This is a genomic window from Chitinophaga sp. 22308, from assembly GCF_052045305.1.
In the GTDB taxonomy this organism is placed as follows: domain Bacteria; phylum Bacteroidota; class Bacteroidia; order Chitinophagales; family Chitinophagaceae; genus Chitinophaga; species Chitinophaga varians_A.
Map to the genome: position 1 here is coordinate 16,102 of NZ_JBQEOP010000009.1, position 26,840 is coordinate 42,941.

16 protein-coding genes and 1 tRNA gene are annotated in these 26,840 nt (G+C 50.1%); 4 read left to right on the forward strand and 13 right to left on the reverse strand.

All coding sequences use genetic code 11. The features are described 5' to 3' along the window. From ACTJJS_RS30235 to ACTJJS_RS30295, 13 genes are all read right to left on the reverse strand, one after another. A complete protein-coding gene (locus ACTJJS_RS30235; RefSeq protein ID WP_440667456.1) occupies positions 1–3,096 on the reverse strand; it encodes a cyclic peptide export ABC transporter in 3,096 nt (1,031 codons plus the stop codon). 44 nt (positions 3,097–3,140) lie between these two features. Beyond that, complete coding sequence (locus tag ACTJJS_RS30240) at positions 3,141–4,022, reverse strand: cupin-like domain-containing protein (RefSeq protein WP_440667457.1); 882 nt, start codon at positions 4,020–4,022, stop codon at positions 3,141–3,143. A gap of 86 nt (positions 4,023–4,108) precedes the next feature. After that, complete coding sequence (locus ACTJJS_RS30245; protein ID WP_168873972.1) at positions 4,109–4,621, reverse strand: UpxY family transcription antiterminator; 513 nt, start codon at positions 4,619–4,621, stop codon at positions 4,109–4,111. 524 nt (positions 4,622–5,145) lie between these two features. Next, positions 5,146–5,826: a response regulator gene (locus ACTJJS_RS30250; protein ID WP_168873971.1), complete on the reverse strand. Its 681-nt coding sequence runs from the start codon at positions 5,824–5,826 to the stop codon at positions 5,146–5,148. Positions 5,827–6,433: 607 nt separating this feature from the next. Continuing rightward, positions 6,434–6,506 (reverse strand) — tRNA-Lys (locus ACTJJS_RS30255). Positions 6,507–6,673: 167 nt separating this feature from the next. Then, on the reverse strand, positions 6,674–8,026 hold the full coding sequence (locus ACTJJS_RS30260; RefSeq protein ID WP_440667459.1) for a carbohydrate porin: 1,353 nt from the start codon (positions 8,024–8,026) through the stop codon (positions 6,674–6,676). A 329-nt stretch (positions 8,027–8,355) separates the two neighbouring features. Next, the gene (locus ACTJJS_RS30265) at positions 8,356–9,324 is read right to left on the reverse strand and encodes a hypothetical protein (RefSeq protein WP_440667461.1); all 969 of its coding nucleotides are present in this window, start codon (positions 9,322–9,324) and stop codon (positions 8,356–8,358) included. Between the two features lie 496 nt (positions 9,325–9,820). Next, on the reverse strand, positions 9,821–11,743 hold the full coding sequence (locus ACTJJS_RS30270; RefSeq protein ID WP_440667463.1) for a heparinase II/III domain-containing protein: 1,923 nt from the start codon (positions 11,741–11,743) through the stop codon (positions 9,821–9,823). Between the two features lie 85 nt (positions 11,744–11,828). Beyond that, positions 11,829–12,848: a DUF4466 family protein gene (locus tag ACTJJS_RS30275; RefSeq protein ID WP_440667465.1), complete on the reverse strand. Its 1,020-nt coding sequence runs from the start codon at positions 12,846–12,848 to the stop codon at positions 11,829–11,831. Positions 12,849–12,870: 22 nt separating this feature from the next. Next, positions 12,871–13,275 (reverse strand): hypothetical protein, encoded by a 405-nt coding sequence (locus tag ACTJJS_RS30280; protein WP_168873966.1) that lies wholly within the window; start codon positions 13,273–13,275, stop codon positions 12,871–12,873. A gap of 30 nt (positions 13,276–13,305) precedes the next feature. After that, on the reverse strand, positions 13,306–15,162 hold the full coding sequence (locus ACTJJS_RS30285; RefSeq protein ID WP_440667467.1) for a RagB/SusD family nutrient uptake outer membrane protein: 1,857 nt from the start codon (positions 15,160–15,162) through the stop codon (positions 13,306–13,308). A 10-nt stretch (positions 15,163–15,172) separates the two neighbouring features. Continuing rightward, positions 15,173–18,322, reverse strand: a complete 3,150-nt coding sequence (locus ACTJJS_RS30290; protein ID WP_440667469.1) for a SusC/RagA family TonB-linked outer membrane protein — start codon at positions 18,320–18,322, stop codon at positions 15,173–15,175. A 391-nt stretch (positions 18,323–18,713) separates the two neighbouring features. Beyond that, entirely contained in the window at positions 18,714–19,424 is a 711-nt protein-coding gene (locus ACTJJS_RS30295; protein ID WP_440667471.1) for a FadR/GntR family transcriptional regulator, read from the reverse strand. Positions 19,425–19,709: 285 nt separating this feature from the next. On the opposite strand from ACTJJS_RS30295, the gene ACTJJS_RS30300 reads away from it, so the two are divergent. The 4 genes from ACTJJS_RS30300 to ACTJJS_RS30315 are packed head-to-tail and all read left to right on the forward strand — an operon-like array spanning position 19,710 to position 26,831. Next, positions 19,710–23,009 (forward strand): SusC/RagA family TonB-linked outer membrane protein, encoded by a 3,300-nt coding sequence (locus ACTJJS_RS30300; RefSeq protein WP_440667472.1) that lies wholly within the window; start codon positions 19,710–19,712, stop codon positions 23,007–23,009. Between the two features lie 17 nt (positions 23,010–23,026). Next, positions 23,027–24,487, forward strand: a complete 1,461-nt coding sequence (locus ACTJJS_RS30305) for a RagB/SusD family nutrient uptake outer membrane protein (RefSeq protein ID WP_440667474.1) — start codon at positions 23,027–23,029, stop codon at positions 24,485–24,487. Positions 24,488–24,497: 10 nt separating this feature from the next. After that, the gene (locus ACTJJS_RS30310; RefSeq protein ID WP_440667476.1) at positions 24,498–25,667 is read left to right on the forward strand and encodes a sialidase family protein; all 1,170 of its coding nucleotides are present in this window, start codon (positions 24,498–24,500) and stop codon (positions 25,665–25,667) included. 6 nt (positions 25,668–25,673) lie between these two features. After that, entirely contained in the window at positions 25,674–26,831 is a 1,158-nt protein-coding gene (locus ACTJJS_RS30315; RefSeq protein ID WP_440667478.1) for a sialidase family protein, read from the forward strand. Positions 26,832–26,840: the final 9 nt, after the last annotated feature.

Consider the following 26,840-nt stretch of genomic DNA (forward strand, 5'->3'; position numbering starts at 1 on the left):
TTACTTGTTTTTCCTGTTAAATAAAGGGATCGTTGTATTTTCAGACAATACTTCATGCAGCGGGTATTCATTTCTGTATAATTCAAGACGGCCCTGCGTCATTTTGAATACCCTGTCGGCAACATCAAAGTAATGGTCGTCGTGCGTGATGGCAATAATGATCCTGCCTTGTCTTTTCATCTCCGGAAGTAACGTGCGGTAAAAGAAATTCCGGTACTCTGGGTCCTGGTCTGCCGCCCATTCGTCAAAAAGATATACCGGCGAGTCTTCCAGGTAACACTGTAAAAGGGCCAGCCTCTTTCTCTGTCCGCCTGACAATTCAATGGTGCTGTATATATCTTCATTGATGGTTACTTTTCCTTCCAGCTTTAGTATTTTCAGATAGTTATCTACCTCTTCCTGCCTGCCTTTCAGGTCGATATCATATAGCTTTCTGAACAGATGGGCAGGACTGAATACAACGGAAAAATACTCGCTTAGCTGGCGGCTATTTACCGGTTTGCCATTTACCAGTAACCGCCCTTCGTCAGGCTCGTATAATCCTGAAAGCAGTTTAGCCAGTGTGGTCTTGCCACTGCCATTGCCGCCAATGATAAACAGCACCTCCCCTTTCCGGGCTTCCAGGTTAATCGGCCCTACCGAAAACAACAACTGCTCCTGTTCATCCTTATACCCGAAGCAAACGCCTTCCAGCCCAATGCTGTTCACGACCGGTTCGTGGGGTTCCGGCAGCAGTTCCTCCCCCTGGCCGGCAGGCAACTCTGCGGTAAACCTGCGGACCCTGTTCCAGGCTATCCTCAGGTGTAAAATCGCTGGTACTGACCCTAATATGGCATTGACCGGGCCGATCAGGTAGAGCAACAGAATGATGAAATTCATAATCACATAACGCTGTATATCAGGGAAAATCCTGGGGAAGGCGAAAGCTACCAATCCCAGTAAGGCTACCAGCAGCGACTCGCCTACCAGAAAAGCATGTACGAAACGGACATCGGCTTTTATCAGCCTGTCCCTGTAGTCCCCTGTAGTTCCGGAGATGTCGGCCTTATAGGCCTGTTTCTTCTTCCGGCGGATGCTGATCTCCTTGAATCCATCTACCATTCCGTTGATCAGGTGAATAAACACATTGCGCATATCGCGTGCCGCTTCAAAATACCTGTTGGTAGTTTTACTCACCAGGAAATAAAGTATGGAGATAGCGGCCACCAGCAATACGGTAAGCACCGTTGCCCAGAAAGCGATGGATGCGAGGTACAGAAAAGCGCCGGCGGCGGTAAAAATGCTGGTGATCAGCGTGACCAGCATACTCGTCGACTCGCCGATGGTAGTCACATCGTCGTTCAGAGCCGTATAGATCCTGCCCCTGTCAATTCTTTCAAACTTTTGAAACGTGGAAGCAAATATCCTGTCAATCAGTTTTATCTGTAAATCATATACCAGCTTTCTGGTTAATCTGATAAGGCTGACCTGTACAAACCTTCTGCCGATCAGATACATACCTAAAGCCAGCACATAATAAAAAACAAGGTATCGGAGCGGCAACGCTGTTTCCAGGGCTGAAGTCACTAATATGATAATTAGCATATTGGCAAGGCCAGACAATATGCTTATCAGGATCAGAGAGGGGACTGTTCTCCTGAATATATTCTTTTCCGGGAAGACGAGCCTGACAACATATACCAGACCGCTGACCGCGATGGCCGCAAGTATAAGAACGATCAATGCGGTGAAGCTCATGGGTGTCCATACCGCAACTGTTTTCCACGAAAAGCCGCCCAGCGCCTCAGGTAAAAGATAGATACCGAACAAAAAAGGAGCAGTTAAAAAAAGTGCAGCCATTGCCCTCCATACCTGCCGGTATGAAATACCTGCATATTTTCTTTTTCCTCCTGCAATGCCGCCGATGGCGATGCATAAAAAGACCAGCGCTCCCAATACGTATATACCGATTACACCGGACAGCAGGGAGAAGACCTTATCATTTCCGTCATCAGGCACGTTTGTTTTCGGCAGGGGTTCTCCTGACAACAACTTCATGACCGTTTCCCCGATGGCGGCAGTAGAACTGCTGTTGGAATTTGCGAGTACGACAACGCCGGTACTGTCTTCCGGCCGGAATGCCACATAAGATGTGAAATTGGGATTTTGTCCGCCGTGGTAGATTTCTCCGTTGCCATTCAGCGACACTTCCCATCCCATGGCATAAGACGCCATATTGTGCAGGGGCACTTTTTCGTCGCGCTGCTGCGTTGCTCGGGCCAACCGTGAAAGCAGCGAGCTGTCTGCAGCCATCTGGAAGCGCAGCCACCTGGCCATGTCCACGGCATTCGAAATAATATATCCGGCGGCGTAGTTCCCTTTATAGACAGGCGCCGCATATACACGCGGCCTGAAGAAGCCGATTTTGTGGCCGCTTGCCATTGCCGAGCTGTCGGATGGCACTCCCACAGCCGTATGGACCATTCCCAGCTTCTGAAAAATGTGTTGCTGCAGGTAATCATCAAACGGCTTTCCTGTTACCTTTTCAATGACCAGTGCAAGGACGTCGTAATTGATTGTGGCATATTCGTAGCCCTTTCCGGGGAGGCGCCGTAAACGGACGCCTGTTAACCGTCTGATGGTCTGATCAAGCGCATTGCTGTCGGCGCTTTCCGGTATCAGCCCGATTGTCTCCCAGGGAATACCGCTCGTCTGATGCAACAGCTGGCGTAAGGTAACCGTTACAATGCTATCCCTGTACCTGGCGTAAAACCAGGGAAGGTAAGCAGACACACTCCTGTCGAGATCTATTTTTTCCCGGTTTGCCAGGTCAAGTATCGCCAATGCAACAAATGCCTTGCTGCACGATCCTATTTCAAACAGTGAATAGGGAGTAACCGGTGTCCGCAGTTCTGCGTTTGCATATCCGTAGCTGCGGATAGTTAGCCGGCCTTTTTTTATCATAACGAGGCTGAGCCCGGGTATTTTCCCCTGCTTCATCTGCCGTGTTACCTGTTCATCGATCTGTTGGCCGGGCACTTCCGACGCCGCGCAAGCTGCACTTAGAGCGCCTGTAATGCAGATGATGAACAGTAGTCTGAGGACGTGTTGCGTCATTTAACTGGTTTTTAAGCTTTGCCGGCTCCGGTCTGCAAAAGGGATTAACTGATATAATTCAGGTAAGATTTATAGTACGGGAAGATGATCTTTGGCGGAACTTTTAATCCCACCCCCAAAAGTATCAGCGAATTATAATAGATATTTTTCCGGGGGGCACCTTCAAAGAGCGAAAACACTCCTTTGCCGGCGCTCCTGGGCGTATGCCAGTCAATATTAAACGAAATGGAATAGCTTAATCCGTGTACCTGGTGCAGCATACCTGAAGGTATATACAACACATCTCCCGGCTCCAGGACCACCTCTACAGGCGTCAGCCCTTTTGCTTCCGGGAAGCGTTCGTAGTCTGGCCTGGCAGGATCAAAATCAGACCATCTCCATCCTTTGATATAGCACATGGCCTTCTGGTTGCCGGGGATCAGGATAAATTTTTTACGTCCTGCTACCTGAAAAAAAAGATTGTGCGTATATAACGTGTCAAAATGCAGGGGAGTCAGGCTACCCGTTGCCCCCATGAAAAACTGTATATAGTTATGCCAGTTCTTCCAATACCATTTAGGCAGCAGCTCCAGCGGGAAGGGTTCAATGTCCTGTACCAGCGATGGAAGCAGGTGAAAAATCGGCACGTCGTGCAGGTAGAGCGGTTGAGGCGGGCACTTGCCATCGCGGAGCTGCCTCTCATGCTCCTCCAGCAGCGAAACGTATTCGCTGAGGTACAGCGTCTCCCGTTTTCCGGAAGCCACATCTGCATTTTTGGCTGCCAGCTTCAGGTCCCCTTCTATGGATTTGAAATAATCTGCATTCCATATCTTCAGGGCCTTCCAAGCCGCCGTGGCCTTTCGGATGCGAAGCGGCCTTCCCGGTTTAACGTAATCATTGTAAAAAGAGTCACGGGAAATATTATCCAGAGTGATTACCTGGTCCATATCACATAAAATTTTTTACTGTAAAATCAATTGTGCAGGGTAGTCCCCCCATACACCGGGAAACCCGTTGGAGCTGTAAAACCAGCTTAATCAGAGGTAGTTAAAAAATATTCGGGATGCAGTTCCATCAGCAGGTTACGTTGAAGTATATGTATCCTGACCAGGATCTTTTTGCGGTTGTCGGCATGAATGATCTCGCAGGGAATACCGGTCAGCGGCCCATGTTTGATAAACAGCTGCATTCCCGGCCTGAAGTAATCGGATGACACTTCTATATTCTCGTCTATTTCAGTCAGCGTGCGTATGTAGTCGATAACGTCTTCCGGGACGCGGGCCACTTCACGGCCGAACTTCACATAATGCAAGACACCTCTTGCGCCCAGCCCCTGGTAGTAGTCATGTATGTTATTCAAGTAGACGAACACATAGGATTCAAAAAGCGGAGCTGAAATATATTTTTTGCGGTCATGCCACGTTCTCAACTCTTTTTTTACGGGAAGATAGAGGGACATACCTTCTTCCGTCAGCTGGTCTGCCACTTTTTTTTCATGGCGCGACCTGGTATATAAGACATACCATCCGGCAACAAATTTGTTCATTCCGTCTTTTTTAGGGGGTGAAAGTCAATCTGAATGGGTTACACTGAGTGGAGCAACTATTGTTGTGAAACACTAATGGTTATTTGGCCAGGTTTAATTTGAACTGTAAAGGATACAGCTATCGCAACTGCAAGTAACATTACCTGCTTTCATTGAAAAAAGGACGTTATAAAATGGTTATCTGAGTTTGGAAATTATCTACCGGTCCAGTCTCAACTATGTTCAAATTACTGTAAATGCATAAAATAAACGATCGTAATTCCGCTATATTTCATTGCGGATTTTACTAAAAAAATATTTCGTTTTCATGAAAGGCTTGCCGGCATGGCACAAAAAGGCTGCTGCCTCCTTTCTCAAAGGAAACTCATGAGTTCGACTGCTCTAAAGTGACTCGCAATGATGATATTTAGGGAATTGGCGGTTCTTTAATAGCCCCGGATTTACAGTTAGTATTTTCTTTTGAATGCGGCTAATAACAACAGAACTTAGGTCAGGATCTCCAGCTGAAGTAGCGGTTTTCGAGGTCAAGTGTATTGATCAATTAATACAATCTTTTTGTTTATCGCATACTTCAGCAGTCCCACTGTCGATTTCACACCCAGCTTCTCTTTCATATTTTGCCGGATCTTTTCTATTGACCTTACGCTCAGGAATACCTCATCCGCGATTTCTTTATTGCTCTTTTCTTCCCAAAGCAACTGCAAAATTCTTTTTTCCCGGTCGTCCAGCACTGCCAGGTCCAATACCGTATATATCCTGCTGTTACTATTGTTATTGTTGTGCCTGTGAAGGTACAATGCCTCTGTCAGCAGTTTATTACGGTGTATTTCGCCTTCCGCAACAGACACGATGGCCCGTACCAGCTCTTCCGGCTCATCCATTTTGGAAATATACCCATGGATGCCCAGGTCGAGCAGACTACTTATAAGGCTTACGTCTGTGGACTTCGATAGTATCAGTATTTTAATTTCTGGATATTCACTTCGGATAATCTCCAGGGCGTCGAGTACATTTTGTTGATGGACAAAGACGTCTATCAGCAAAACATTCACGTCAACATCCCGTAACTTTTTAAACAAAGAAGACAATTCCGATGTATGAAAAACAACCTCCATATTTCTTTGTCCGAGGAGGTAGTTCTTCATCATCTTAATAAACAGAGAGCTCTCATCTACGATAGCCAGATGGATAGGTTTCAGTGACATAAGCTAAAAATTTGGAGATTTAAACAAGTGAAAACAATATGTTTCGTTACTGATACAAGGACATTCATTTATGATAGTGGCTAATTTGATGGGTCTCAGTGACATAGATAAAAAATTTGGAGATTTATGGCAATCGGTCAACAAAATGTGTCATTAAAATACAATATTCCTTCAATAATTCAGACAACAGAATTACTCCCCTGGCAGGAAGCAACAACATGCCGCAACGACGATCATTTCGCCCGGGAAATAGCGCCTGTACACCATATTACGATAGTTTTCCCGCACGCGGGAACCTGACAAACAAACCTACCCCAACGGCTATCCGAAGGTGGATTAATGTGCATTTATTCTCTGTGAGTAAAGAGAGGCACAATGATTACTGGACAACTTTAGAAGAAAAACTATCAGGTACAGAGGAGTAGAAGTTATTGTTCCTTGTTTTATTGGAAGACCGTTGCCGGCGTCATCACTAAGCCAGCCTACAGGCGTTCAAACGGCCGGCTCCGTAAAGCGTTTAAGCGAGGAATCGGACCTGCTAAACAGCTGGCGGAAGAGCATAAAAAACGCCTTCAAATTCAACGAATCTGAAGGCGTTTTTTAGTAGTGATCCCGCTGGGACTCGAACCCAGGGCCCATACATTAAAAGTGTATTGCTCTACCAACTGAGCTACGGAATCATATCGCTGCTTACACTGCGAACACCCTCATTGTTAAGGGATTGCAAAGATAGAAAAATATTTTTCCCTGCAAAATATTTTTGAAACATTTTTATTTATAGAGTAAAAATAATCAATGCTGTGGCTGATTTCAACGGGTACTTTTTTCACAAATCTGTATAGGCATACTAGAACATAATGTGTCCTCTTAGTCCAAACACATGCACGGGTCCTCTGTCCTTATTGTATCCCGGATGGTTTACGTACTGGTAGTCGAATGTAAGTTGCAGAAACCTGTTCAGCTGAGCATTGTAATAGGTTTCCAGTATGCCTTCATGCCCGTAGTTCAGCCGGCCATCTCCAAGTATAAATCCATAGCCGCCTGCGGCCAGAAAATCCCGGTGTTCCGGGGAGACGCCATTTACCACGCCTGCGATGCCTGCTACATCGTTCCGCCGTTTCCATTTGGTCCCTTTCAGTGACAGGCCTCCGCTAAGGGTCCTGTCTATTTCCGTGAATGCCCATGTAACATACTTTCCATCATTCCATCCTACCCTGCAGAAGAAGCCAAGATCATCACTCAGTTGCTGGTCTATATTTAATCCCAGCCCATACTTATGCCCGCCGTAAGTAGTATTTTCGGAAGCGCCACGGATCACATGCAGCAAAAAGGTATCCTGGCTGGCAATAGCAGCCAGGCCCCGTTTATAGGAGGGCGCCCTGTTCCAGGTGCCGCTGACCAGGAAACGGATCGTACCGCTACGTTGCCCGAACTGAAGTTGATGCTGGAATTCGAACGTTTCCGCATGTGCGTGCCCGTTATACTCCATCAGGTGATAATTGGCTATCCGGGGCACTGCCACTGTGGATATACGTATTGCATATTTCGGTTTGATAAGCTCTACTACCACTCCTTCCGTGTAGCCTCTGGTATTGGCAGGATAGTCCCAGGCGCCATTAGCCCAGACAGACCAGTTTAAAAACTGTATTCTGGGATCTTTTCCATATGCATTATTATCATAAAAATCCTCCATGGCAAACTTTCCTATACTGATGGTAATCCTGCTGGATGGCACCTTGTCTGCCACCTGATTTACATCATCTGCGATATTTTCTTCTGCTTTGCCTAAACGGAAATGTTGCTGCAAATACGCGCGCGCAATAAACACCTGTGGCTGCACAGCGCCAACCCGATATGTTTCTCCATTCAATGCGCCCGCTACACCCGAAGCAGAACTAAGTCCTTTTCCGCCGGATACCTCGGGGTTGAAATAAAACGCCGCGCCCTTCCACAATCTGCGGCCAACAAAAGTAGTGGCGGTAAGGCTCTGCGCCGTGGGCTCCACGGAGTCAGCCAGACTGTTGTCTCCCCGATACATTGACCTGAAACCGGAATGCTGCTGGCCAATAACGGTAGCCTGAAAATGAAAACTCCATTTAGATGCACGTGCTGTACTGTCGCCCCCATGTTGAGCTGCCGCTATCTGTACAAAGCCGAACCATACAGCAATACCAACAATAATCTTTTGGTAGATTGCCATAATACATAGTATTTATTAAATGCGCTGATTGGATGCTGATCTTTGCAGGAAAAATCAACCAAAGCAACTATATATTGGAGATTAAAAATAAAAGCAGCTTTATGGAAGATACGAATTAATCCTCAAACAGTAGTAGTAGCAGTTTGCGCTGCAAAAATCCTAGGAATTGATTGAAGAAGCAATGGAGAAGAATACAATGATAGGCATTTCAAGGGAATTATTCTGCTATAATTCTTCGTGGGAAGGCAAGGTAGGGTGATTATAAAAGTAGCAAGACTTCATAAGGCAGATACTTTGAAGTCTTGCTACTTAATTATAGGTAACGAAGATCAGCTATGCTGGTACAAACACCATGAAAATTCGCCAACTGCAATGGCCACTCCAATAGGGCCAATTACTTTCTTGGCAACTGTTCTGAATGCGGTGGTAATAGCTGCCATGGTCCATGCAGAAGCACTGGATTGAGCCAGTGCCCAAAAAATGTCTGCTCCAATTGCCTCCATGGCACAAGTACCAATAGCGGCAACAGTAAGCACCTCATAGCCCGGGTCCTGTTGTCCTATGACATACCAGGTAGTGTCACCTGTTAATCTGTTTACAAGCTTTGTCAACCGGCCGTTTATATAACCGTGTTCATTATGAAAGGTATATCCGTCCGGATAATTGATAAATGGTTTTGGTGTTTTCTCAATTTGCACCAGCGATAGTGTAAATGGTACCAGGTCTTCTTCTGTTCCGCCCTGGGAATAAATCATATCGTTGATATCAGCATCCGTCAGTCCTTTGGAATGTAAATAGGTCCTTGATTCAGTGATCAAAGGCTGAAGACTTGTTTTGGCTGTCTGCTTTGATAACGTAATCGGATAATTTGAACTGGATGCATTAGCGTTAAACTGAATAACTGCCTGCCCCTGTTCCCTTAAATTGACTACATCCTGTATGGTGCTGGCGTTATTATACAGGTTTAGCAGATTAGCGGATGGTATAGTGGGAAACTGGATATAATAGGTGACTTCATCATCTGATGTACCAGTAAGCGTTTCCGTTTTTGCATTGCCCATTTTTGCTACAGGCCTGACAGGAGTCGCCATGATCTGTTTTTTATACTGCTCTACAGCGGCCAGTAGCCTTTGACCAGCAACACTAACTTCTTTTACAGCCGGCACACCCTGATGTGTTTTGCCGCATGAATAAAACACCAGTGCAAAAACAAGCATCAGCAGTACAACTGGAAATGGAGCAGCCATTAGCTTGGAGATAGGTTTGGCTAACAAGGGGAAAATTCGGGGGGACTTCATAAGTGTGTGTTTTAATTTATGTAAACAATTAATATAGACGACGTGTCTCAACCTTCTTTCGGTACATCAATCATTGGGCAACCGGTATTCGTGGGTATAACGATGGCAACATGCTCTTCCTGCCAGCCTTCATGCATCTTTTACCAGGGATGATCAACCAGGTAAAAGGCGTTTTGAAAATAGATAATTAAAACCACCGGATAAAAATTGTTGTTTTTTTTGAGGATTAAAAAGACAGTATCGCTTTTTTCATCAGACAAACTCCTACACTTCTGACTTACGCTATGGCACTGCATTGTAGGATACCATAAACCATCTGTAAGGAGAAAATCATGATAAAAAAAATATTTTTGCTTACATAGAGCAGCAATTAATCATGATATAAAACATCAGTCAGGACTGCGAATTAGTTGCAGTGTATAAAATCTTATTTACACAGATACAGGAAAACTCAACAAAACCATGAACTGTGGCCAAATTCAAGCCATGACCGTACTTACTGTACACTCCCAGAATTGGTAATACTAAGATCCATCTCTCCTTCTTTCACAGGCGCTTTCGCTTTCAATATAATACGGTAAATATTATCGCCCCACTTCTGCCGGATGCCCTCGTCTTCCATCTGTTGCAGGGGAACCTTCTCCACTGATGCTTCCAGTAATCCTGCGGGATAAGTAACAACGAAATCCTGTATCAGCAGTTGTCCTGGCCGGGAAACATCCACCGGATAACATGTCATCAGGTACTGCCTGAATGTGCCCGGCGCCTGCAAGGCAAAGCTGTCGGTCACATGAACTGCCCTGCCCCGGTCCAGCCGAACGCTCCGGTGCCACTGCCGGATACCCGCCTGCTCCGGATACGCCGCCGCAATATCCATAGACATGCGGCCGTAACCGGCGGCCGACTGGTATGCTACGCCGGTCGCTTTGTACCGGGCGCCGGCCAACTGCGTATAACCGTTGACGTCCGGCAGATTGTGATAATCGGAGCGGTTGAACCAGATATCATAACGTTTACTGCTAAACGTACGTGCGGTATAGGTGCCTCTGCCTACATCAATGATGACCGGCAGCCCGTTGTAGTATACGATGAAATTGCCGATATCGTTATGGTTATGGCTTTCGTCGTTGTTACCGCCTTTGGCCGCCACGTAGAAACCAGCGGCACTGCCACCACGATCGCGGGCCGCCATCACCTGGAGGTCCGGCCACCAGGTGTTTTGCGGCAACGGCAATCCTTTGCCGGCGGCTTTCACCTCCTGTTGCATGAAGCGGGTAAAAAACTGCCGGAAGAAATGATACGTGCCGGCGGATTTGTTGTCCCGGTAGTAGAAAGCGCCAAAACGCATCATATCCGGATCTCCGATAGCTTTGCCGAAACGGTAGATCATCATCCCGTCCATTCCCGGCTGCGGATCAGCATCTGCAAAATCAAGGAAATAACGCTCGCTGATCTGCGCGAGATAGATGAACTGTGCCATCTTCTTCACTTTGGCATCCTGGAACACATAGCTGAAAGCGCCGTGCGTGGCCAGGTCCAGCAGGGAGATATTATCATACAGGGAGGCGGCGGCAGCTCCCCAGTAACCCGGACCTTCGTCGCAGCCACCATCTGCGGGATAGGGATTCAGGAAATTGTCGAGGGTACGCAGTACCTGCTGCACGGCCGCTACCCTTTTATGCTCATCTTTTTCGAGCAACAATACTGCATTCAGCCAGTTGGAACAGATCCACGGGTTCCAGTTATTAGGACGACGGCCGGTACTGCTGCTGTTGCCCATCCAACTGTGATGTTTGGTGGCCAGCGGCTCAAAAATGCGCCGGTTGGTTTCGTAGTATATCCGTTTCCGTATCTGTGGTGAAACGGCATCCAGCTGGGAGCCGACATAATAATCCACCCACGCCAGCAAGGTGGCCGTCTCGGCGGAAAACAGCTCTACGAAAGGATCTGCCACATCAGGCAGCCCTCCATAACTGTCGCCTTTGGGCAAATGTGCGGACGCTCCCCAGAAAGATTCTTCACAGACAGACCATACGCCGTTGATGATATCATCGATAAACCGGCCTTTGTGTTCATAGATTTCTGCCAGCAGCAAGGTTGCCAGCGCCTCCCGTTTACGGTTGGCGATAGCCTGATAATCGCTGCGGTTGCCGGTACGCACAATCAACAACGACGTGGTGGCGGGAATGCCCGGCCACTCATAATGCAGATAACGCTCTGCCTTGCGGACGGCCGCATCGGCCACCTCTTTGTCTGCGGTCCAGGTTGTGTCACCGGCAGGCGGAAAAGGTACCCACGAGACGCGGGGAATGAGCTGCTGTGATAACTGCGCTGTGGTGTATTTGCTGCTCAGCAAATCCTGTGAGACGGCCGGCAGGGATAATAACAACACTATCGTCCAACAAAAAAATGATCGCATAAGATATCGGTCTGAGGGTATAAAAAAATGCGGACAATGAACAGCAGCAACGCCCGCCATTCATTATCCGCAGTACAGAAAACAACTACTTCAGCGTATAACGCTTAATGCTGATACGCGCTGACTGCGCGGTATTATCTACCTTATTGACAAAAATGTAAGCGCGGTATTTACCATCGCTGGTTTCCACCCACACGCCGCCTTCTTCCTTTAATCCCAGCGCGAAATCAGGCGATGCAGACATATCCAGCTTTTCAAAGTCCACATCGTCCACGAAGGTGGTGCCATATTTCAGGCCTGCCAGGTGAAAGTCCTGCACATTCCAGGCTTTGCTCAGTTTCGTATCCCTGTTGACGTTAGCCGGCAACGTTACGCCCGGCAGATAATCTTTAGCTGCTGCCGGCGCTACCAGCGCATGTCCAAACTGGACCGACAGGTTGCGGTACAGGTATACCAGGTCTATCTTGTCCGGATTGGCGGCGGCTTCCGCGGCGTTGTACAAAGCCAGGTCCGCGATAGACAAATAACACTTATTGTTGTTGGTAGGCGTCAGGTTGAGTTTCATGTCCATTTTTGCAATGGTATAAGGCCCCATTTCATAGGATACGCTCTCCCCGTTGCTGCTGGTGGCGGTGAAGGTAAATTTCACCGTCCTGCCCCTCGCCTCTTCGGGTATCCGGTAGAAATAACGGAGCGTCACGGCATTGGTATCTTTGGTGAAAGTCACCACGTTGGCTCCCTCTTTGGTAACGGAACGGTCGCCAACTTTAACGGGAACGTCTACACCGCTGCCATTGGTATAAAAAGAGCTGTCCTGCAAATAGGTGGCCGAATTAGCCTGGTCGCCGGGCTTCACCTGCATACCAGGGATAGACGCTACCACCTGTGCAGACACCAGTTTCCCTTTGGCTGCCGGAATACCGATGGCATAGGCAAACTCTATGTTGAGGCCAACGAGATTGGGGCCTAGCGACCGTTTGATACAGTCATTCTGTAATTCGTTTTTAGGCTTGGGCACCTCGTAGTCCCCGTCTTTCGTGCAGGCCGTTGCCATCAGCAGCGACGCGCACACCAACGATATATAGGAAAAATATTTACCTCTCATAATTCATGTTTTTAACTGCAACTCACTTTTGCACGGTGATAATAACGGTGTATGTTTTTCTTACCTGCCTGTTTCCGGACACGACGGTGTATTTCTTCGGATTGGCCAGGTCTGAAAAGTCAACTTTCCCGGTGATCTTTGGGTCCAGCTTGGCGTCGGTCACCAGTGTGAACTGCGGCCACAGGTTTTTCAGATCGGTGCCAAAGAAAACTTCCTGCTGAATGGTACAAGCCACTGTATCGATCACCGGCGCTTTGGAACGCACGGTCTGGAAATCTGCGCCCAGCAACTCAAAATTGCTCACGTAACATTCTGACCGGGTGGTGATCAACAAACCGTCTTCATCAATCGGCTGGTCTTTTTTACAACTGCTCCATATCAATATCGTCATGAGAAGGAGGCTGGTTATAATGATATATTTTTTCATCTGTTGTTTTTTTAGGTAGATAGATAATGCCTACATCCACGGCGTGTTTTGTGTCAGGTTCGGGTTACGGTCACGCTCACTCTGCGGTATCTTAAAGATGTAACACTGCTGCATGGCTCTGTCGTTGGTGTTCTGGAAGTAGCGTTGCTGTTGCGCCCCCCAGGTGTCTATGCGCCATACGCCGGGGCCTCCGGGCGGGTTCCAGTTTTTCTCCAGTGTTCTCCAGCGGCGTACATCAAAAGAGCGATGGCCTTCACCCAGCAACTCTACAATACGCTCCTGTTCAATGGCGGCAAAGAAAGCATCTTTGGTGCCCGTCTTGCTGCCTGCCAGCGGGGGCAGATTGCCGCGAAGCCGCACCCGGTTCACCAGCGCGATGGCATCCGCCTGCGGACCATTCACTTCGTTGGTAGCTTCCGCATACATCAGGAACACATCGGCCAAACGCATCACCGGGAACGCATAATCACCGTCACTGCGGCCCTGACCGGCGTAGTTGCGCAAAAACTTACGGAACACATAACCAGAGTTGCTGCCATCTGTGTTGTAAGTGAGGAAAGTTTCCCCGTCTATCACAAACGGTTGTGCCCAGGTTTTATAAATGAAAGGCACCCAGCCGGTGGATTTCAGGGAAGCCATGCCTACGCTTACTTCATAATCCCACATGATAGAAGCCTTCATACGATAGTCACGGTTGGCATAACTCTGCGGGTTCACAGCGGAATTCAGCCGGGTCCTGGCGTCCGCCACGGTGGAAGGGTTCAGCGGAATCATTTTAGGGGCGAAATCACCCGTGATGGTAGATTGGTACTTGTCTGCTATTTCATAACGCGGCGTTACCCAACATTGAGAACCTTCATGGGAACGGCCGGCAAAATCACGCATCAGCTCCTCGCCCTGGAAAGTACCAATACCGCCATGGGCAAATGCCATGATCATTTCTCCGTCGCCGTTGGCCACCGGTGTAAATAAATAATAATAGTTGGGCAATGTGTCGGCCCTGCCCAAACGACCGACTACGCCCGGCGCGCCGCCTCTGAAGAGGTCCAGGCCGAAGTCGTTGATCACATGCCTGAAATCGTCTGCAGCGCCCTGGTAGGCTGCTGTGGCAGCGGCCGTACTGGATTTGAACGTACTCAATTCCGGCCATCCGTTTTTATTCCAGCTGGCCCAATACAACTGCAACTTCCCACGGAAGGCCAGTGCGGCAGGTTTGGCGGCACGGCCAATCTGGTCGGACTTGGCAGGCAGCTTATCGATAGCATAGGTAAAATCCGCCATGATGGAGTCTTTTATCTGTGCAATGGGCATGCGTGACAGCGATACCACTTCGTCGTTGCTGGTAACGGTATGTCCCAGGTAAGGCACATCGCCCCACATGGAGATGAGGCGGAAGTAAACCATTCCGCGCAACAGGCGGGCTTCTCCCAATATGCGCTCCAGCTTGGGCACAGACACGTTGCTGCCGGAGGCCAGCATTTTACGGACGTTGTCAATCACGTAATTGGTGCGGTTCACACCGCCGTACAGGTACTTGTACATGGCATCAAACTGCTGCCCGAAACCGGATGGGCTAAAGCCGGAAGAGCCGGTGTTAACAGCATAGGCACCGCCATTCTGGAGATCATCTTTGGCAGCGCTGACACCACGGACACGCACATACTCTCCTTGCCCATCGAAATAATAGTCGCGGTCAAAAAGCGGCCTTACATCTGCATAGGCGCCCATGATGCCTGCCAGCGCGTCGGCATCTGTTTTCCAGAACACCTCCTTGTCCACTTCCATGCTGGAAGGCTGGTCCAGCAGGTGTTTGGTACAACTGCCTACCAGCATAGCCATGCCGGCCAGTACAGTCATGATATATATCGTAGAAGTATATTTTTTCATGATTATTACTTTAGAGTCCCACATTTACACCAACTGAATAAGTTTTATTCAGCGGATAAGCATTGCTTTTGTTGCCTGTCTGCTCCGGATCAAGGCCACGGAAAGAAGTGATAGTGGCTATATTTTCAGCAGAGCCATAGATACGGAAACTGTTGATGCCAATACGTTTCATCAGGCTGGCCGGCAACATATATCCCAGCTGGATATTTTTCAGGCGCAGGTAAGCGAGGTTATCAAGCCAGAAAGTGCTCTCTTCCCGGTTACCGGAGCCGCCTATACGGGGCCATGCACCGTTCCTGTTGTCCAGTGACCAGGGGTTGGTCCAGTGCGACCAGGAAGCTGCATAGCGGCTGGCGCTGAAGTTTACATCGTTGTAGTTGTTGAGCCAGAAATCTTTACGGCCTGCTGACCCCTGCAGTAAAAATGCAATGTCAAATCCTTTCCAGGAAGCGTTGAAGCCCATGGCGAAGTTGGTCGTAGGCCTGTCACGCTGTACATTGGGATAAGCGACTTTATCGTTGTCGTCGATCCTGCCGTCGCCGTTAACGTCTTTGCGCAGGATATCTCCCGGAGATGCGCCCTGTGGCGTATTATTGTAGATGTCCTGCCAGGTTTGTGCGATGCCCAGGTCCTGGTATACATACAGGAAGTGGTAGGGCATGTTAAGAAACGTATAGCCGCGACCGAGATACTCGTTCCATTTCTCCAGAGTGGTGCGGTTATACGATGCGTTCAGGTTTACACCGTACCGCACAGGCCCGAAATGATCAGACCAGTTTAAGTTCAGCTCCACGCCTTTATTGCGCAGGTTGCCGATATTCTTTCGGGGCGCCACGTACGCACCGCTAAGCAGCAGTGACAAATCGGAAGGCCTTACCATGCCGGTAGTAAGACGGTTATAGTAGTCCAGTTCAGCATTAAGGCGGCCGTCGAGGAAGCTCAGGTCCAGCCCCAGGTTGAACACACCGGTGTTCTCCCAGCTAAAGTCGGGGTTGATCATTTTCTGGTACACCAGCCCTTTCACTACGGCGCCGTCAATATAATAATGGCTGCCGGACAGAGTGCTTTGTTGTTCATATCGGTCTACACCGCTGTTATTGCCTAACTGGCCGTAAGAGGCGCGGAACTTGCCACTGGTGAGAACGCGGCTGAGGAAAGGTTTCAGAAAACTTTCTTCCGTAAAGCGCCATCCCAGCGCTACAGAAGGAAAGAACCCAAACTGGTGCCCGGGCAGGAATTTGGAAGAACCGTCATAGCGGAAGTTGGCTTCAAACAAATAGCGGTCAAATGCGGTGTAGTTCACACGGCCGATGTAGGAACGCAGCCCTTCGCTGGAGCTGCTGCCGCCGGTAGTCTGTATGCTTGTGAGGGCCGCATCTATTTCATGCAGACCGGGGAACAGGCGGTCATTACGTCCGCTGCGTTGCAGCCGGTCGTACCAGAACTCTTCGCTGTACACGCCTGTCACCGTAAGATCGTGGTTAACGCCAAATGCCTTGTGGTAGGTCAATCTGCCGTTCAGCATGGTTTTATAGCCGGTGGACGTCTGGTTGCTGATGCCTGCATTTTCGCCTACATATACCCGACTACCGTTGATGCCTGATTGAAAATTGAATGCAGTGGCAGGAATAGCTGCGCTGTACGCAAACTGGTTGTAGTAGTTAAGCGAGTAGTCCACCCTGCCGGTGAGCCCTGGCAGCGGTGTCCAGTCCAGGTATATATTACCATTGGCTTCCTGGCGGTTCTGCCGGTTGAGCGAATTCGTATACACCACATAAGGGTTGTAGGCCTGCGGATCTTCACCGTAGGCCATTACGCCGCCAAATTTACCGGTGACAGGGTCGTACGGGGTGATGCCGGCGATGGCATAGCGCATATCAAAACCTGCGGTATTGCTGCTGGAAGCGTCCGTGAAGCCGTCTTCCAAAGCATAGATAAACTTCGACCAGTTACCGTTGAAGCGGATGCCGGTGTTCATGTTTTTACGCAGTTTATAATCGTAGTTGAAGCGCACATTGTAGCGGGTATAATCGTTGTTGATCTGTAACCCTTTTTCATCCTGTACGCCTACAGACAGGAAGAAGTTGGAAACGTCATTTCCGCCGGAAGCAGAGAGGTTGTAGTTCTGCGTGCTGCCGGTGCGCATGATGATATTCCACCAGTCGGTATTGGGGTACCTCAGCGGGTCTATCATGCCCATGGCCATCCATTGGTCGATGGTGCCGTCTTTAAAGGTGAGGTTGTCGCGCAGCGTGCCTACGAGGCCCAGGCGTTGTTCCAGCGTGAGCGCGCGTGGGTAGTTGGCCATAAAATCGTATGCCCGTGTAGGTTGCTGGAAACCGTATAGCCCGTTGAAGTTGAGTGCCGTCTTACGCTGACCTTTACCTGATTTGGTGGTAATGAGTATAACGCCGTTGGCTGCACGGGAACCATACACTGAAGCGGAAGTCGCATCTTTCAGTACAGAGATGCTTTCAATATCGTTCATGTTGATGCGGTTGATGTCCACATCCGGCATACCGTCCACCACGATGAGCGGGTTGGCGTTGTTGACGGTGCCGAGGCCACGGATAACGAGGCTGGCGCTGTTTTTACCGGCCATGCCGGACGACTGCACCGCTGACAGGCCAGGCACCAGTCCGGAGAGTGCAGAGGACGCATTGGGCAATGCCCTGCTGGTAATTTTTTCGTCCACTTTGATAGCGGAAACAGCGCCCACGAGGTTTACTTTACGTTGCGTGCCATAGCCTACCACCACCACTTCGCCCAGCGCCTTCTGGTCTGTGGTCAGGGTGATGTTGATGTTCTTTTGTCCGGCATAGGCCACCTGTTGTTTTACGAAGCCCATGGAGCTGAATTCGAGCGTGCCGGTTTTGGCAGTTGTTTTGAGCGTGAATTTTCCTTCCGGATCGGTGACAGTACCGGCAGTAGTGCCTTTCAGCGATACTGTCACGCCTGGCAGGGCCTGGCCTTTTTCATCTTTAACGACGCCGGTGATGAACCGGTGCTCTTCCTGCGGCGTCTGAAAGACCGGTGCCTTCACAGCGTAGGCAGGTACCGTGACTGCGCAGAAAAGCCCGGTGGTGGCCATCAGGGCCAGGAAGCACCAGCCAGCGCGGTCGTTACGGGATGTCCGGTAACGTGGTGATTGATTATTCATAATTGGAATTTATTTAAGCTGTATAAGGGACATGAACGGCCCGACGGAGGCATAAGCCTCCATCTGTCAGCAAACGTTTGCATAAAAACTGCGATATTTTTAATCCTCTTTTTTTGAACGATAGATAGCTACTCTTTACTGTGGCTGATTAAACTTTGGTTGTTTACGAATAATGATTTACTGTCCTGTTTAAATGCTGCCGGACATGGTTTTCCGGCAATTTTCAATTTTGGCTGATCTCATCTTTAAGTGTACCACATACACTTCGTATGCTCAGTAACGTGGTGGTGTTTTTCAAAAATATAAAAAACAATCGATTGTAATAATTTTATTTTTAAGTCAGATCACTGTACGGAATATTTATTAGATAATATTTGAAAAATGGAACAGGCTACTCCTCTTCTTCTTCCATCACCGGATTGGCCGCCTTCTCCGGAAACAACGTGCCCATGTTCTCAAAGCGGGTGTTCAGATGCAGGCGCATGGCTGTGCGGAAAGCATCTGCGGTGCCGCATTTCAGGATCTCCAGCAACGACTCATGCGAGATGATCTGTTTTACTTTCCAGTCTTTACGACGAGGGGCATAAGTGGCAAATAGTGTATTCAGCAGGTTCTGAAAGGCGTACAATGATTTGTTGCCGGACATCTTATACAACGTGCTGTGAAAACGTATATCCAGTTTGATGAGCTGCTCTGAGTCTACCGTCATGTTTTCTTCTTCAATGATACGTTGCAGGTCGTTCAGGTAACGTTCCTCTTTATGCAGGTACAGGAAATCGGCCATGCCTATTTCCAGCATCAGGCGTACTTCATACAGGTCTTTCAACGAGTCTTTGTCCAGCGTGCCGGACGAAAGGATGGTCTTAAACCCGTAAAATATATTCGGCGACGTGAGCACAGTGCCCCGTTTGCGCTTCGTTTCGATAAAGCCCAGAATGCGCAGCCGGCTCAGTGCTTCCCGCAATACTACCCGGCTCACGCCCAGTATTTCCGCCAGCTCGTTCTCTTTGGGCAGCGAATCACCCAGCTGGTAGCCTTTCTCAGAGATATACTTCAGTATTTTCCGCTCAATCTGCTCCGCCAGGGTAAGGTCCTTTTGCATCTATTAAGTAGTATTTATTGTTTTTAATTGATCCTAAAAATAATCTTTTTGCTGAATCACAGACAATTTTCTACCAATAAAGGTAGAAATTCGAATTAATATGTACTACAAATAAATTAATTTATATACTTTTAGAGCGAAATATGGCCAACATTTCACTATTTTTCACTTTTAAATACTACATATTAATAAAGGATCGCAAAACCAAGCTATTAAAATCAACCAATGCCACATATGTAATACTTAAAAGTGGACAACCCAACCAACATCTAAATATTCACGGTTATGAAAAAACAACATCTACCACGTTTACACTGGCCGGGAAGCTGGTTACTGGTAGCCCTTACCTGGTTTTCTTTCTTACCGGTATCGGCCCAACAACAACCACCACAGGAATCTTCCGCCAGAAAAAATATATCCGTCACCGGTAAGGTCACCGATGCTGCCAACAGGCCCATGCCCGGTGTAACCGTCATCCAGAAAGGCACGCAGAACGGCGTCATCACCGATGCAGCCGGCAACTACCGCCTGCAGGTACCCGCAGACGCTATACTGTTGTTCAGCATCATCGGCATGGACACCCGCGAAATACCGGTCAACAGCCGCCCGCAGCTATCGGTATCTCTCAGCGAAAAATCCACCGCCCTCAACGAAGTAGTGGCCATCGGCTACGGTAAACAGTCCCGCGCCACCCTTACCACGGCCATCTCCCGCGTAAACGCGAAAGAATTTGAACATGCACCGGGACAAAATCCCCTGCTGCAAATGCAAGGCAAAGTACCCGGACTTACCTTGCAGGTCAACAGCGGCCAGCCCGGCGCCGATCCGCAAATATTTCTTCGCGGCGGCACCACTACCTCTCCTGAAAAAGACGCGCCACTGCTGATCATAGACGGCATGGTGTCACAAGGCATGCGCAGCATCTCCGATATGAACACCGACGATATCGAATCCGTACAGGTGCTCAAAGACGCGGCCTCCACTGCCATCTATGGAGCACGCGCCGCCAACGGCATCATCATCATTAAAACAAAATCCGGCAAAGCCGGCAAACCACGCGTCAGCTTCGGCTTCAACTACGGACTGGAACAACAGGCGAAACAATACAAGTTCCTCAGCGCACGCGACTACATCTACGTAAGCCGCAAAAACACGATGGACTATAACAAAACCAATCCGGACTTCTACCTCACCGGCGGCCGCTATGGCATGTCTACCGGCAACCCGCGCAATTCCAAAAACACCCTGGAATTCCTCGACACCTATATACAAAACTACGGTCAGGCCTATGTGGACCAGCTCCTGCAAAAAGAAGGCTGGGAAACCATGACAGACCCGGTCACCGGTAAACAGCTCCTGTTCAAAGGCACCGACTACCAGGACATTACCTTTAACAACGGCAACAAAAAACAATACGATGTCAGCGTTAGCGGCGGCAGCGACAAAGGCACCTACTACCTGGGCCTCGGCCACACCAACCAGGACGGAATCATTGCAGCTACCTTCTATAAAAACTATAATGGCCTGTTCAACGGCACCTATAAACTGAGCAACAAATGGACACTTAATACCAACATGAGTTACCAGGTACGTTACTCCAATTCACCCAATAACGACAACAACGTATTGAGCCGCTCCGTCACCATGCCGCCTACCTACCGCCTCTATTATGAAGACGGCACGCCCGCGCCGGGAGAAGGGATAGCCTCCTTCCGCAGCCGCCTGCATGAAATCTATTACAAGGAACGTTACACCGATATCAAAGTGTACCGCACCACTTTCCAGCTGGGCGCAGACTGGGACATCCTGCCGGGACTGCGCTTCTCTCCTTCCTTCGCCTGGTTCACCACGGAAGGAAAAGAAAACAGATTTGAAGCCTACAATGAAACCAATCCTAACAGGAACGCTTCCGCTGCGCATAACCTTAACAGGCATACGCAGGCAGACGCAGTACTTAATTACGACAAAACCATCGGCAACCGCCATCACTTCAATGCCATGGCGGGCACCAGCTACATCAACGACTACGACTACAACATGAGCGGCAGTGGTTATGGCGCACCTAACGATAACATACCTACGCTGAATGCCACCAAAGTGGAAACTCAACGCACGTCCACTTCCGAATCCACAGAAATATTAATGAGTTACTTCGGCCGGTTGAACTACGATTTCGATAACAAATACCTGTTCTCCGCCAGTATCCGCAGCGACGGCTCTTCCCGGTTCTCCGGCAATCACCGCTGGGCCGCTTTCCCCGGTGTGTCTGCCGGATGGAACCTGCATCACGAAAACTTCTGGGAACCGCTGCAACCGGTCATATCACTGTTTAAAATCAGGGGCAGCTGGGGCCAGGCAGGCAACAACGCACTTTCTATCTTCGACTCCCAGGGCCAGTACAGCACCTCCCTCAGCGGTAACCTGCTGAGTTACATGGGCAACACCGGCATCCTCAATACTACCCTGCCCAACAACGACCTGGTATGGGAAACCACCACCTCCGTAGATGCCGGCCTGGACATCGGTTTGCTGAAAGACCGTATCACCATCCTGCTGGACTTCTACAACAAAATCACCGATAACCGCCTGTTCGATAAACCACTGGACGCCACTACCGGCTTCAGCAAAATTCGCAGCAACTACGGTACTATCCGCAACCGCGGCATCGAAGTGGAACTAAATGCCACACCCGTTAAAACACGCAGCTTCACCTGGAACACCGGTATCACCTTTGCCTTCAACCGCAGTACAGTGGTATCCCTGCCGGGCAACGGCGAAGCGAAAAACAGGATCGGCGGCAACTACGTCTTTGATCCTAACGCCGGCCAATACACGAAAGTCGGCGGCCTCGCCGAAGGCGAACGTTTCGGTGGCCGATGGGCCTACCAGCTCGACGGCGTTTACTCCACCGATAAAGACGCTGCCGGCGCACCTTACGACGTGGAAGCCAACGGCCGCAAAAAAACCGGTGGCGACGCGATCTGGCACGACTTCGATAAAAACGATACGATCGACTACCGCGATATGACGTTTATGGGATATATCCGTCCTGATAAACAGGGCGCCATCGTCAACACCCTCACCTACAAAGGCATCAGCCTCCGCATCGTGGCAGACTACGCCCTCGGACATGTGATTGACAACGGCTTCAGAGGGAAAGCCAACGGCAGCTCCCGCAACAACAACCAGGCGCTCACCGATGTCATCAGCGATGATATCTGGAAACAACAGGGCGATCAGGCAAACATTCCCAAATACACCGTACAAAGCGATTATGATTACAATTTCAAAAACCATAACCGTGCTGCCAACGGCCTGGGCAATGATGGGACTGCGAGCAACAACTCCCTCTATTACAAAAAAGGCGACTACCTGGCACTGCGTGAAATATCGCTGAGCTACAGTATCCGTGCGGACCTGCTGCTGAAGGCAGGTATCAGCAGCATCGATGTGTTTGGCGGCATCTATAACATCTGCTACTTCACCAAATACGACGGCCTGTCGCCCGAAGTGTTCACCGGTGTAGACCCCGGCCTATACCCGCGTCCTCGCCAGTACAATCTGGGCGTAAAAGTCAATTTTTAAACTGCAAACTAACGATCATGAATAAACGCTCTCTTCTATACAGCTGCCTGATCGCATTACTGCCGGCCTTCTCCTGTAACAAGGTGCTGGACGTAAAAACCGTTTCAGACATCACCAATGCCAGCTACTGGAAATCGCCCGGCGATGTGACCGGATACCTGACCGGCATCTATGCCCTGCTACGCGGCACTGTCAACGATAAAAACTATTTCAATACCACTTATTATATGGAAGACCGTAGCGATGCCTTTATCGCCGGTCTGGAAGGCGGCATGTCCACCGCCTGGCAGCAGAACCTTAACAATGCCAATGCGCCCAACTGGCTTAATTATTACAATATTATCTATCATTGCAACCTCCTGTTGAAAAATGCGCCGGGCATCAATTTCCCTAACAGTACCGACCGTGACCGTGCCATGGCGGAAACCTATTTCATCCGCGCCTATACGTACTTCTGGCTGATACGCTCCTGGGGCGATGTGCCGCTGATGCTGGAGCCTGTGGCCAGCAGCAACCAGCAACAGCCCTTCCGCGCCCCTGCCGTGGACGTGATGGCCCAGGTATTAAAAGATATCGATGCCGCCATCGCGCTGTTCCCTGAAGGCGCTTTCGTCAACAAAAACCGGGCTTCCAAACCCGCGGCCTTTACGCTGAAAGCCGATGCCCTGCTGTGGAAGTTCAAAGTACTCAAAGGCAATGATGCCGACCTACAGGAGGCGCTGACCGCGCTGCAACAGGTGGAAAGCACCGCCGGTCTCACACTCCTCGATAACTTTGCTTCTGTCTTCGCCACCAACAACCGGGCAAATGCAGAAATCATTTTTTCTGTTTATTTTAAGAAAGATGAACGAAGCGATATGTATGGCAGTCAGCTGAAACCACGCGATATCTTTGTACAGGACGCCGTCAACAAAAATGATATTGCGGCGGCTAAAAACGGCGCCCGCAGCCAGTATATGCCCAGCCCGAAGTTTGAGTCCATGTTCACTGACGCTGCCGATAAAAGAAAGAATGCCTCTTTTATCAAAGCCATCGGGCCTAACAATAAACTGATAGGCGTGTTCGATAACAAGTTCAGAGGCACCAAAGACACGGACTGGTTTTATGATGCTGACATCGTTATCTACCGCTTCGCGGAAATATTCCTGTTGAAGGCCGAAGCGCTGGTGGCCCTGGGGCGTGTATCCGATGCCGTTACTGCGCTGAACCGCACCCGGACAAGGGCCGGCATCGGCAACTATACCGGACCGGCAGACAAAACAAGCGTGGAAAAAGAGATATTGAACGAACGTTTCCGGGAACTGTGGCTGGAACAGAAAAGATGGCCCGACCTGCTGCGTTTTCACTATGCAGGCACCATCAACGTATACACGGAAGTACCTAATCTGAACGGGAAAAACGTGCCGCTGTATTTTCCTATTCCGAAAGCGCAGATAGACCTGAATCCGAACCTGAAACAAACTGCCGGCTACCAATAAACAATTCATCATGAAACGGACAACCGCGAAAGCATTACTACTACTCACCACCGGCCTTTTCCTGCTGGCCTCCTGTAAGGGTGGCGGCAGCGAAAACCTGACACCGGCGCCACCGCCCGGTAACAATGGCGGTAATACCACCGACAGCATCCCGTTTATTTTCAGGGAGAAGACCGGCGGCTACAGCTGTTATCGTATACCCGCCATCGTTAAGACAAAAACCGGCGTGCTGCTGGCTTTCGCCGAAGCACGCAAAAACAGCTGCAAGGACGAAGGCGATATAGACCTGCTGGTAAAACGTTCTGCCGACGGCGGCAAAACATGGAGCGCTCCCATTATGGTATGGGACGACGGTGCCAACACCTGCGGCAACCCCGTGCCGGTGCTCGATGAACAGACCGGCCGCCTCCAGCTGCTGATGACATGGAACCTGGGCGAAGACAATATCGGCGCCATCAACGCCGGCACCAGCAAAGATACCCGCCGCGTGTTCGTCACCAGCAGCGATGACGAAGGCCTCACCTGGGCGCCTGCCAAAGAAATCACGAAAGATGTCAAGAAACCGGGATGGGCGTGGTATGGCACCGGCCCATGCCATGGCATACAGCTCAAACGCGGCCCTCATGCCGGCAGGCTCGTCATCCCGTGTGATTATATGTCGCTCAAAACAGCGGACAGCCCTTCCCGTGACTCAGCGCATGTCATTTACTCCGACGACCACGGCCAGAGCTGGAAACTGGGCGGCATCGCCAATAAAGACCGTGGCGCGGAAAGCACCGTGGCCGAACTGTCCGACGGGCAGCTCATGCTCAATATCCGCAACAGCGCCGGTGGCGCCAGGCTGGTGACCACCAGCACCGATGACGGCGCTTCCTGGCTGCCGGTAAGGGCCGACTATACGCTGGTGGAACCTGTCTGCCAGGGTAGCCTGCTCTCCTGGAAACAATGGCTGTTCTTCTCCAACCCGGCCAGCACCGCCCGCGAGAACATGACCATCCGGCTTAGCACTGACGACGGCAATAACTGGAGCAAGTCCTGCAGGATATACAGCGGCCCTTCGGCCTACTCCGACATCGTGATGCTGTCGGACACGGAAATTGCTATCTTCTATGAAGCTGGTTATAAAAAGCCCTATGAAGGCATTGCCTATAAAGTGATACCTGTTACCGATTTTAAATAGAGAGATATGAAGACTACCGTATATGCCTGCCTGTTATGGATGCTGTTTTTCCCTAAGCTGCTGCTGGGCCAGCACGATAGCACGGTACTGTTCAGCGCCGGCGACGGCGGTTACAAAAGCTACCGCATCCCGGCGCTCCTGACCGCTGGCAATGGCCAGCTGCTGGCTTTCTGTGAAGGCCGCAAAGAAAGCGCCGCCGATGCCGGAGATATAGATATCCTGCTGAAACGCTCTTCCGATGGCGGCCAAACCTGGTCGGCCACGCAGGTAGTATGGGACGACGGCCCGCACACCTGCGGCAATCCCTGCCCGGTGCTGGACGCCGCCACCGGCACCATCTGGCTGCTGCTGACCCGCAACGAAGGACTGGACAAAGAACACGACATCATCCATAAAACGGCGACGCATACACGCACCGTCTGGGTCTGCAAAAGCGACGACAACGGCGCCACGTGGTCAAAGCCGGAAGACATCACCGCTACCACGAAAGACCCTTCATGGGGCTGGTATGCCACCGGCCCGGGCATCGGCATACAGCTGCAACATGGGCCCCATAGGGGCCGCCTGGTGGTGCCCTGCGACCATAGTTATGACGACAGCAGCGGCCATGTTGCCAAAGGGCCCTATGAATACGGATCACACGTTATCTATAGCGACGACCACGGCAAGTCCTGGCAACGCGGCGGCAACATCCGCCCTAAAGTGAACGAATGCCAGTTGACCGAACTGGCCGACGGCCGGGGCGGCCTGCTGATGAGCCTCCGCTCCTATTTCGGCCGCGGGTTACGTACCCAGTCCATTAGCCATGACGGCGGTCTTAACTGGGGCGCTCCCGCTGACGTGCCCTCGCTGACAGACCCTGTCTGTCAGGCCAGCATCGTCCGATACCGCTGGCCCTCCCGCAAACGCAGCGGCATCCTGCTGTTTTTGAACCCGGCCAGTGACAAAAGGATGAACATGACGCTCAAAGCCAGCAGCGACGATGGGCTTAGCTGGCAACCGCTGCGCGTGCTGCACGCCGGACCGGCGGCCTATTCCTCACTGGCCGTATTGCCCGGCGGGGACATCGCCTGCCTGTACGAAGCCGGGGAAAAAAGCGCCTACAGCCATCTCATCTTCCAAAAAATCAACAAAAAAATTATAAGCCATATCCATCAACAATAAGCACAACGA

Excerpts from the sequence above, each read along its gene's own strand:
- ACTJJS_RS30235 (WP_440667456.1), bottom strand. The coding sequence starts at position 3,096 with ATGACGCAACACGTCCTCAGACTACTGTTCATCATCTGCATTACAGGC.
- ACTJJS_RS30240 (WP_440667457.1), bottom strand. The coding sequence starts at position 4,022 with ATGGACCAGGTAATCACTCTGGATAATATTTCCCGTGACTCTTTTTAC.
- ACTJJS_RS30245 (WP_168873972.1), bottom strand. The coding sequence starts at position 4,621 with ATGAACAAATTTGTTGCCGGATGGTATGTCTTATATACCAGGTCGCGC.
- ACTJJS_RS30250 (WP_168873971.1), bottom strand. The coding sequence starts at position 5,826 with ATGTCACTGAAACCTATCCATCTGGCTATCGTAGATGAGAGCTCTCTG.
- ACTJJS_RS30260 (WP_440667459.1), bottom strand. The coding sequence starts at position 8,026 with ATGGCAATCTACCAAAAGATTATTGTTGGTATTGCTGTATGGTTCGGC.
- ACTJJS_RS30265 (WP_440667461.1), bottom strand. The coding sequence starts at position 9,324 with ATGAAGTCCCCCCGAATTTTCCCCTTGTTAGCCAAACCTATCTCCAAG.
- ACTJJS_RS30270 (WP_440667463.1), bottom strand. The coding sequence starts at position 11,743 with ATGCGATCATTTTTTTGTTGGACGATAGTGTTGTTATTATCCCTGCCG.
- ACTJJS_RS30275 (WP_440667465.1), bottom strand. The coding sequence starts at position 12,848 with ATGAGAGGTAAATATTTTTCCTATATATCGTTGGTGTGCGCGTCGCTG.
- ACTJJS_RS30280 (WP_168873966.1), bottom strand. The coding sequence starts at position 13,275 with ATGAAAAAATATATCATTATAACCAGCCTCCTTCTCATGACGATATTG.
- ACTJJS_RS30285 (WP_440667467.1), bottom strand. The coding sequence starts at position 15,162 with ATGAAAAAATATACTTCTACGATATATATCATGACTGTACTGGCCGGC.
- ACTJJS_RS30290 (WP_440667469.1), bottom strand. The coding sequence starts at position 18,322 with ATGAATAATCAATCACCACGTTACCGGACATCCCGTAACGACCGCGCT.
- ACTJJS_RS30295 (WP_440667471.1), bottom strand. The coding sequence starts at position 19,424 with ATGCAAAAGGACCTTACCCTGGCGGAGCAGATTGAGCGGAAAATACTG.
- ACTJJS_RS30300 (WP_440667472.1), top strand. The coding sequence starts at position 19,710 with ATGAAAAAACAACATCTACCACGTTTACACTGGCCGGGAAGCTGGTTA.
- ACTJJS_RS30305 (WP_440667474.1), top strand. The coding sequence starts at position 23,027 with ATGAATAAACGCTCTCTTCTATACAGCTGCCTGATCGCATTACTGCCG.
- ACTJJS_RS30310 (WP_440667476.1), top strand. The coding sequence starts at position 24,498 with ATGAAACGGACAACCGCGAAAGCATTACTACTACTCACCACCGGCCTT.
- ACTJJS_RS30315 (WP_440667478.1), top strand. The coding sequence starts at position 25,674 with ATGAAGACTACCGTATATGCCTGCCTGTTATGGATGCTGTTTTTCCCT.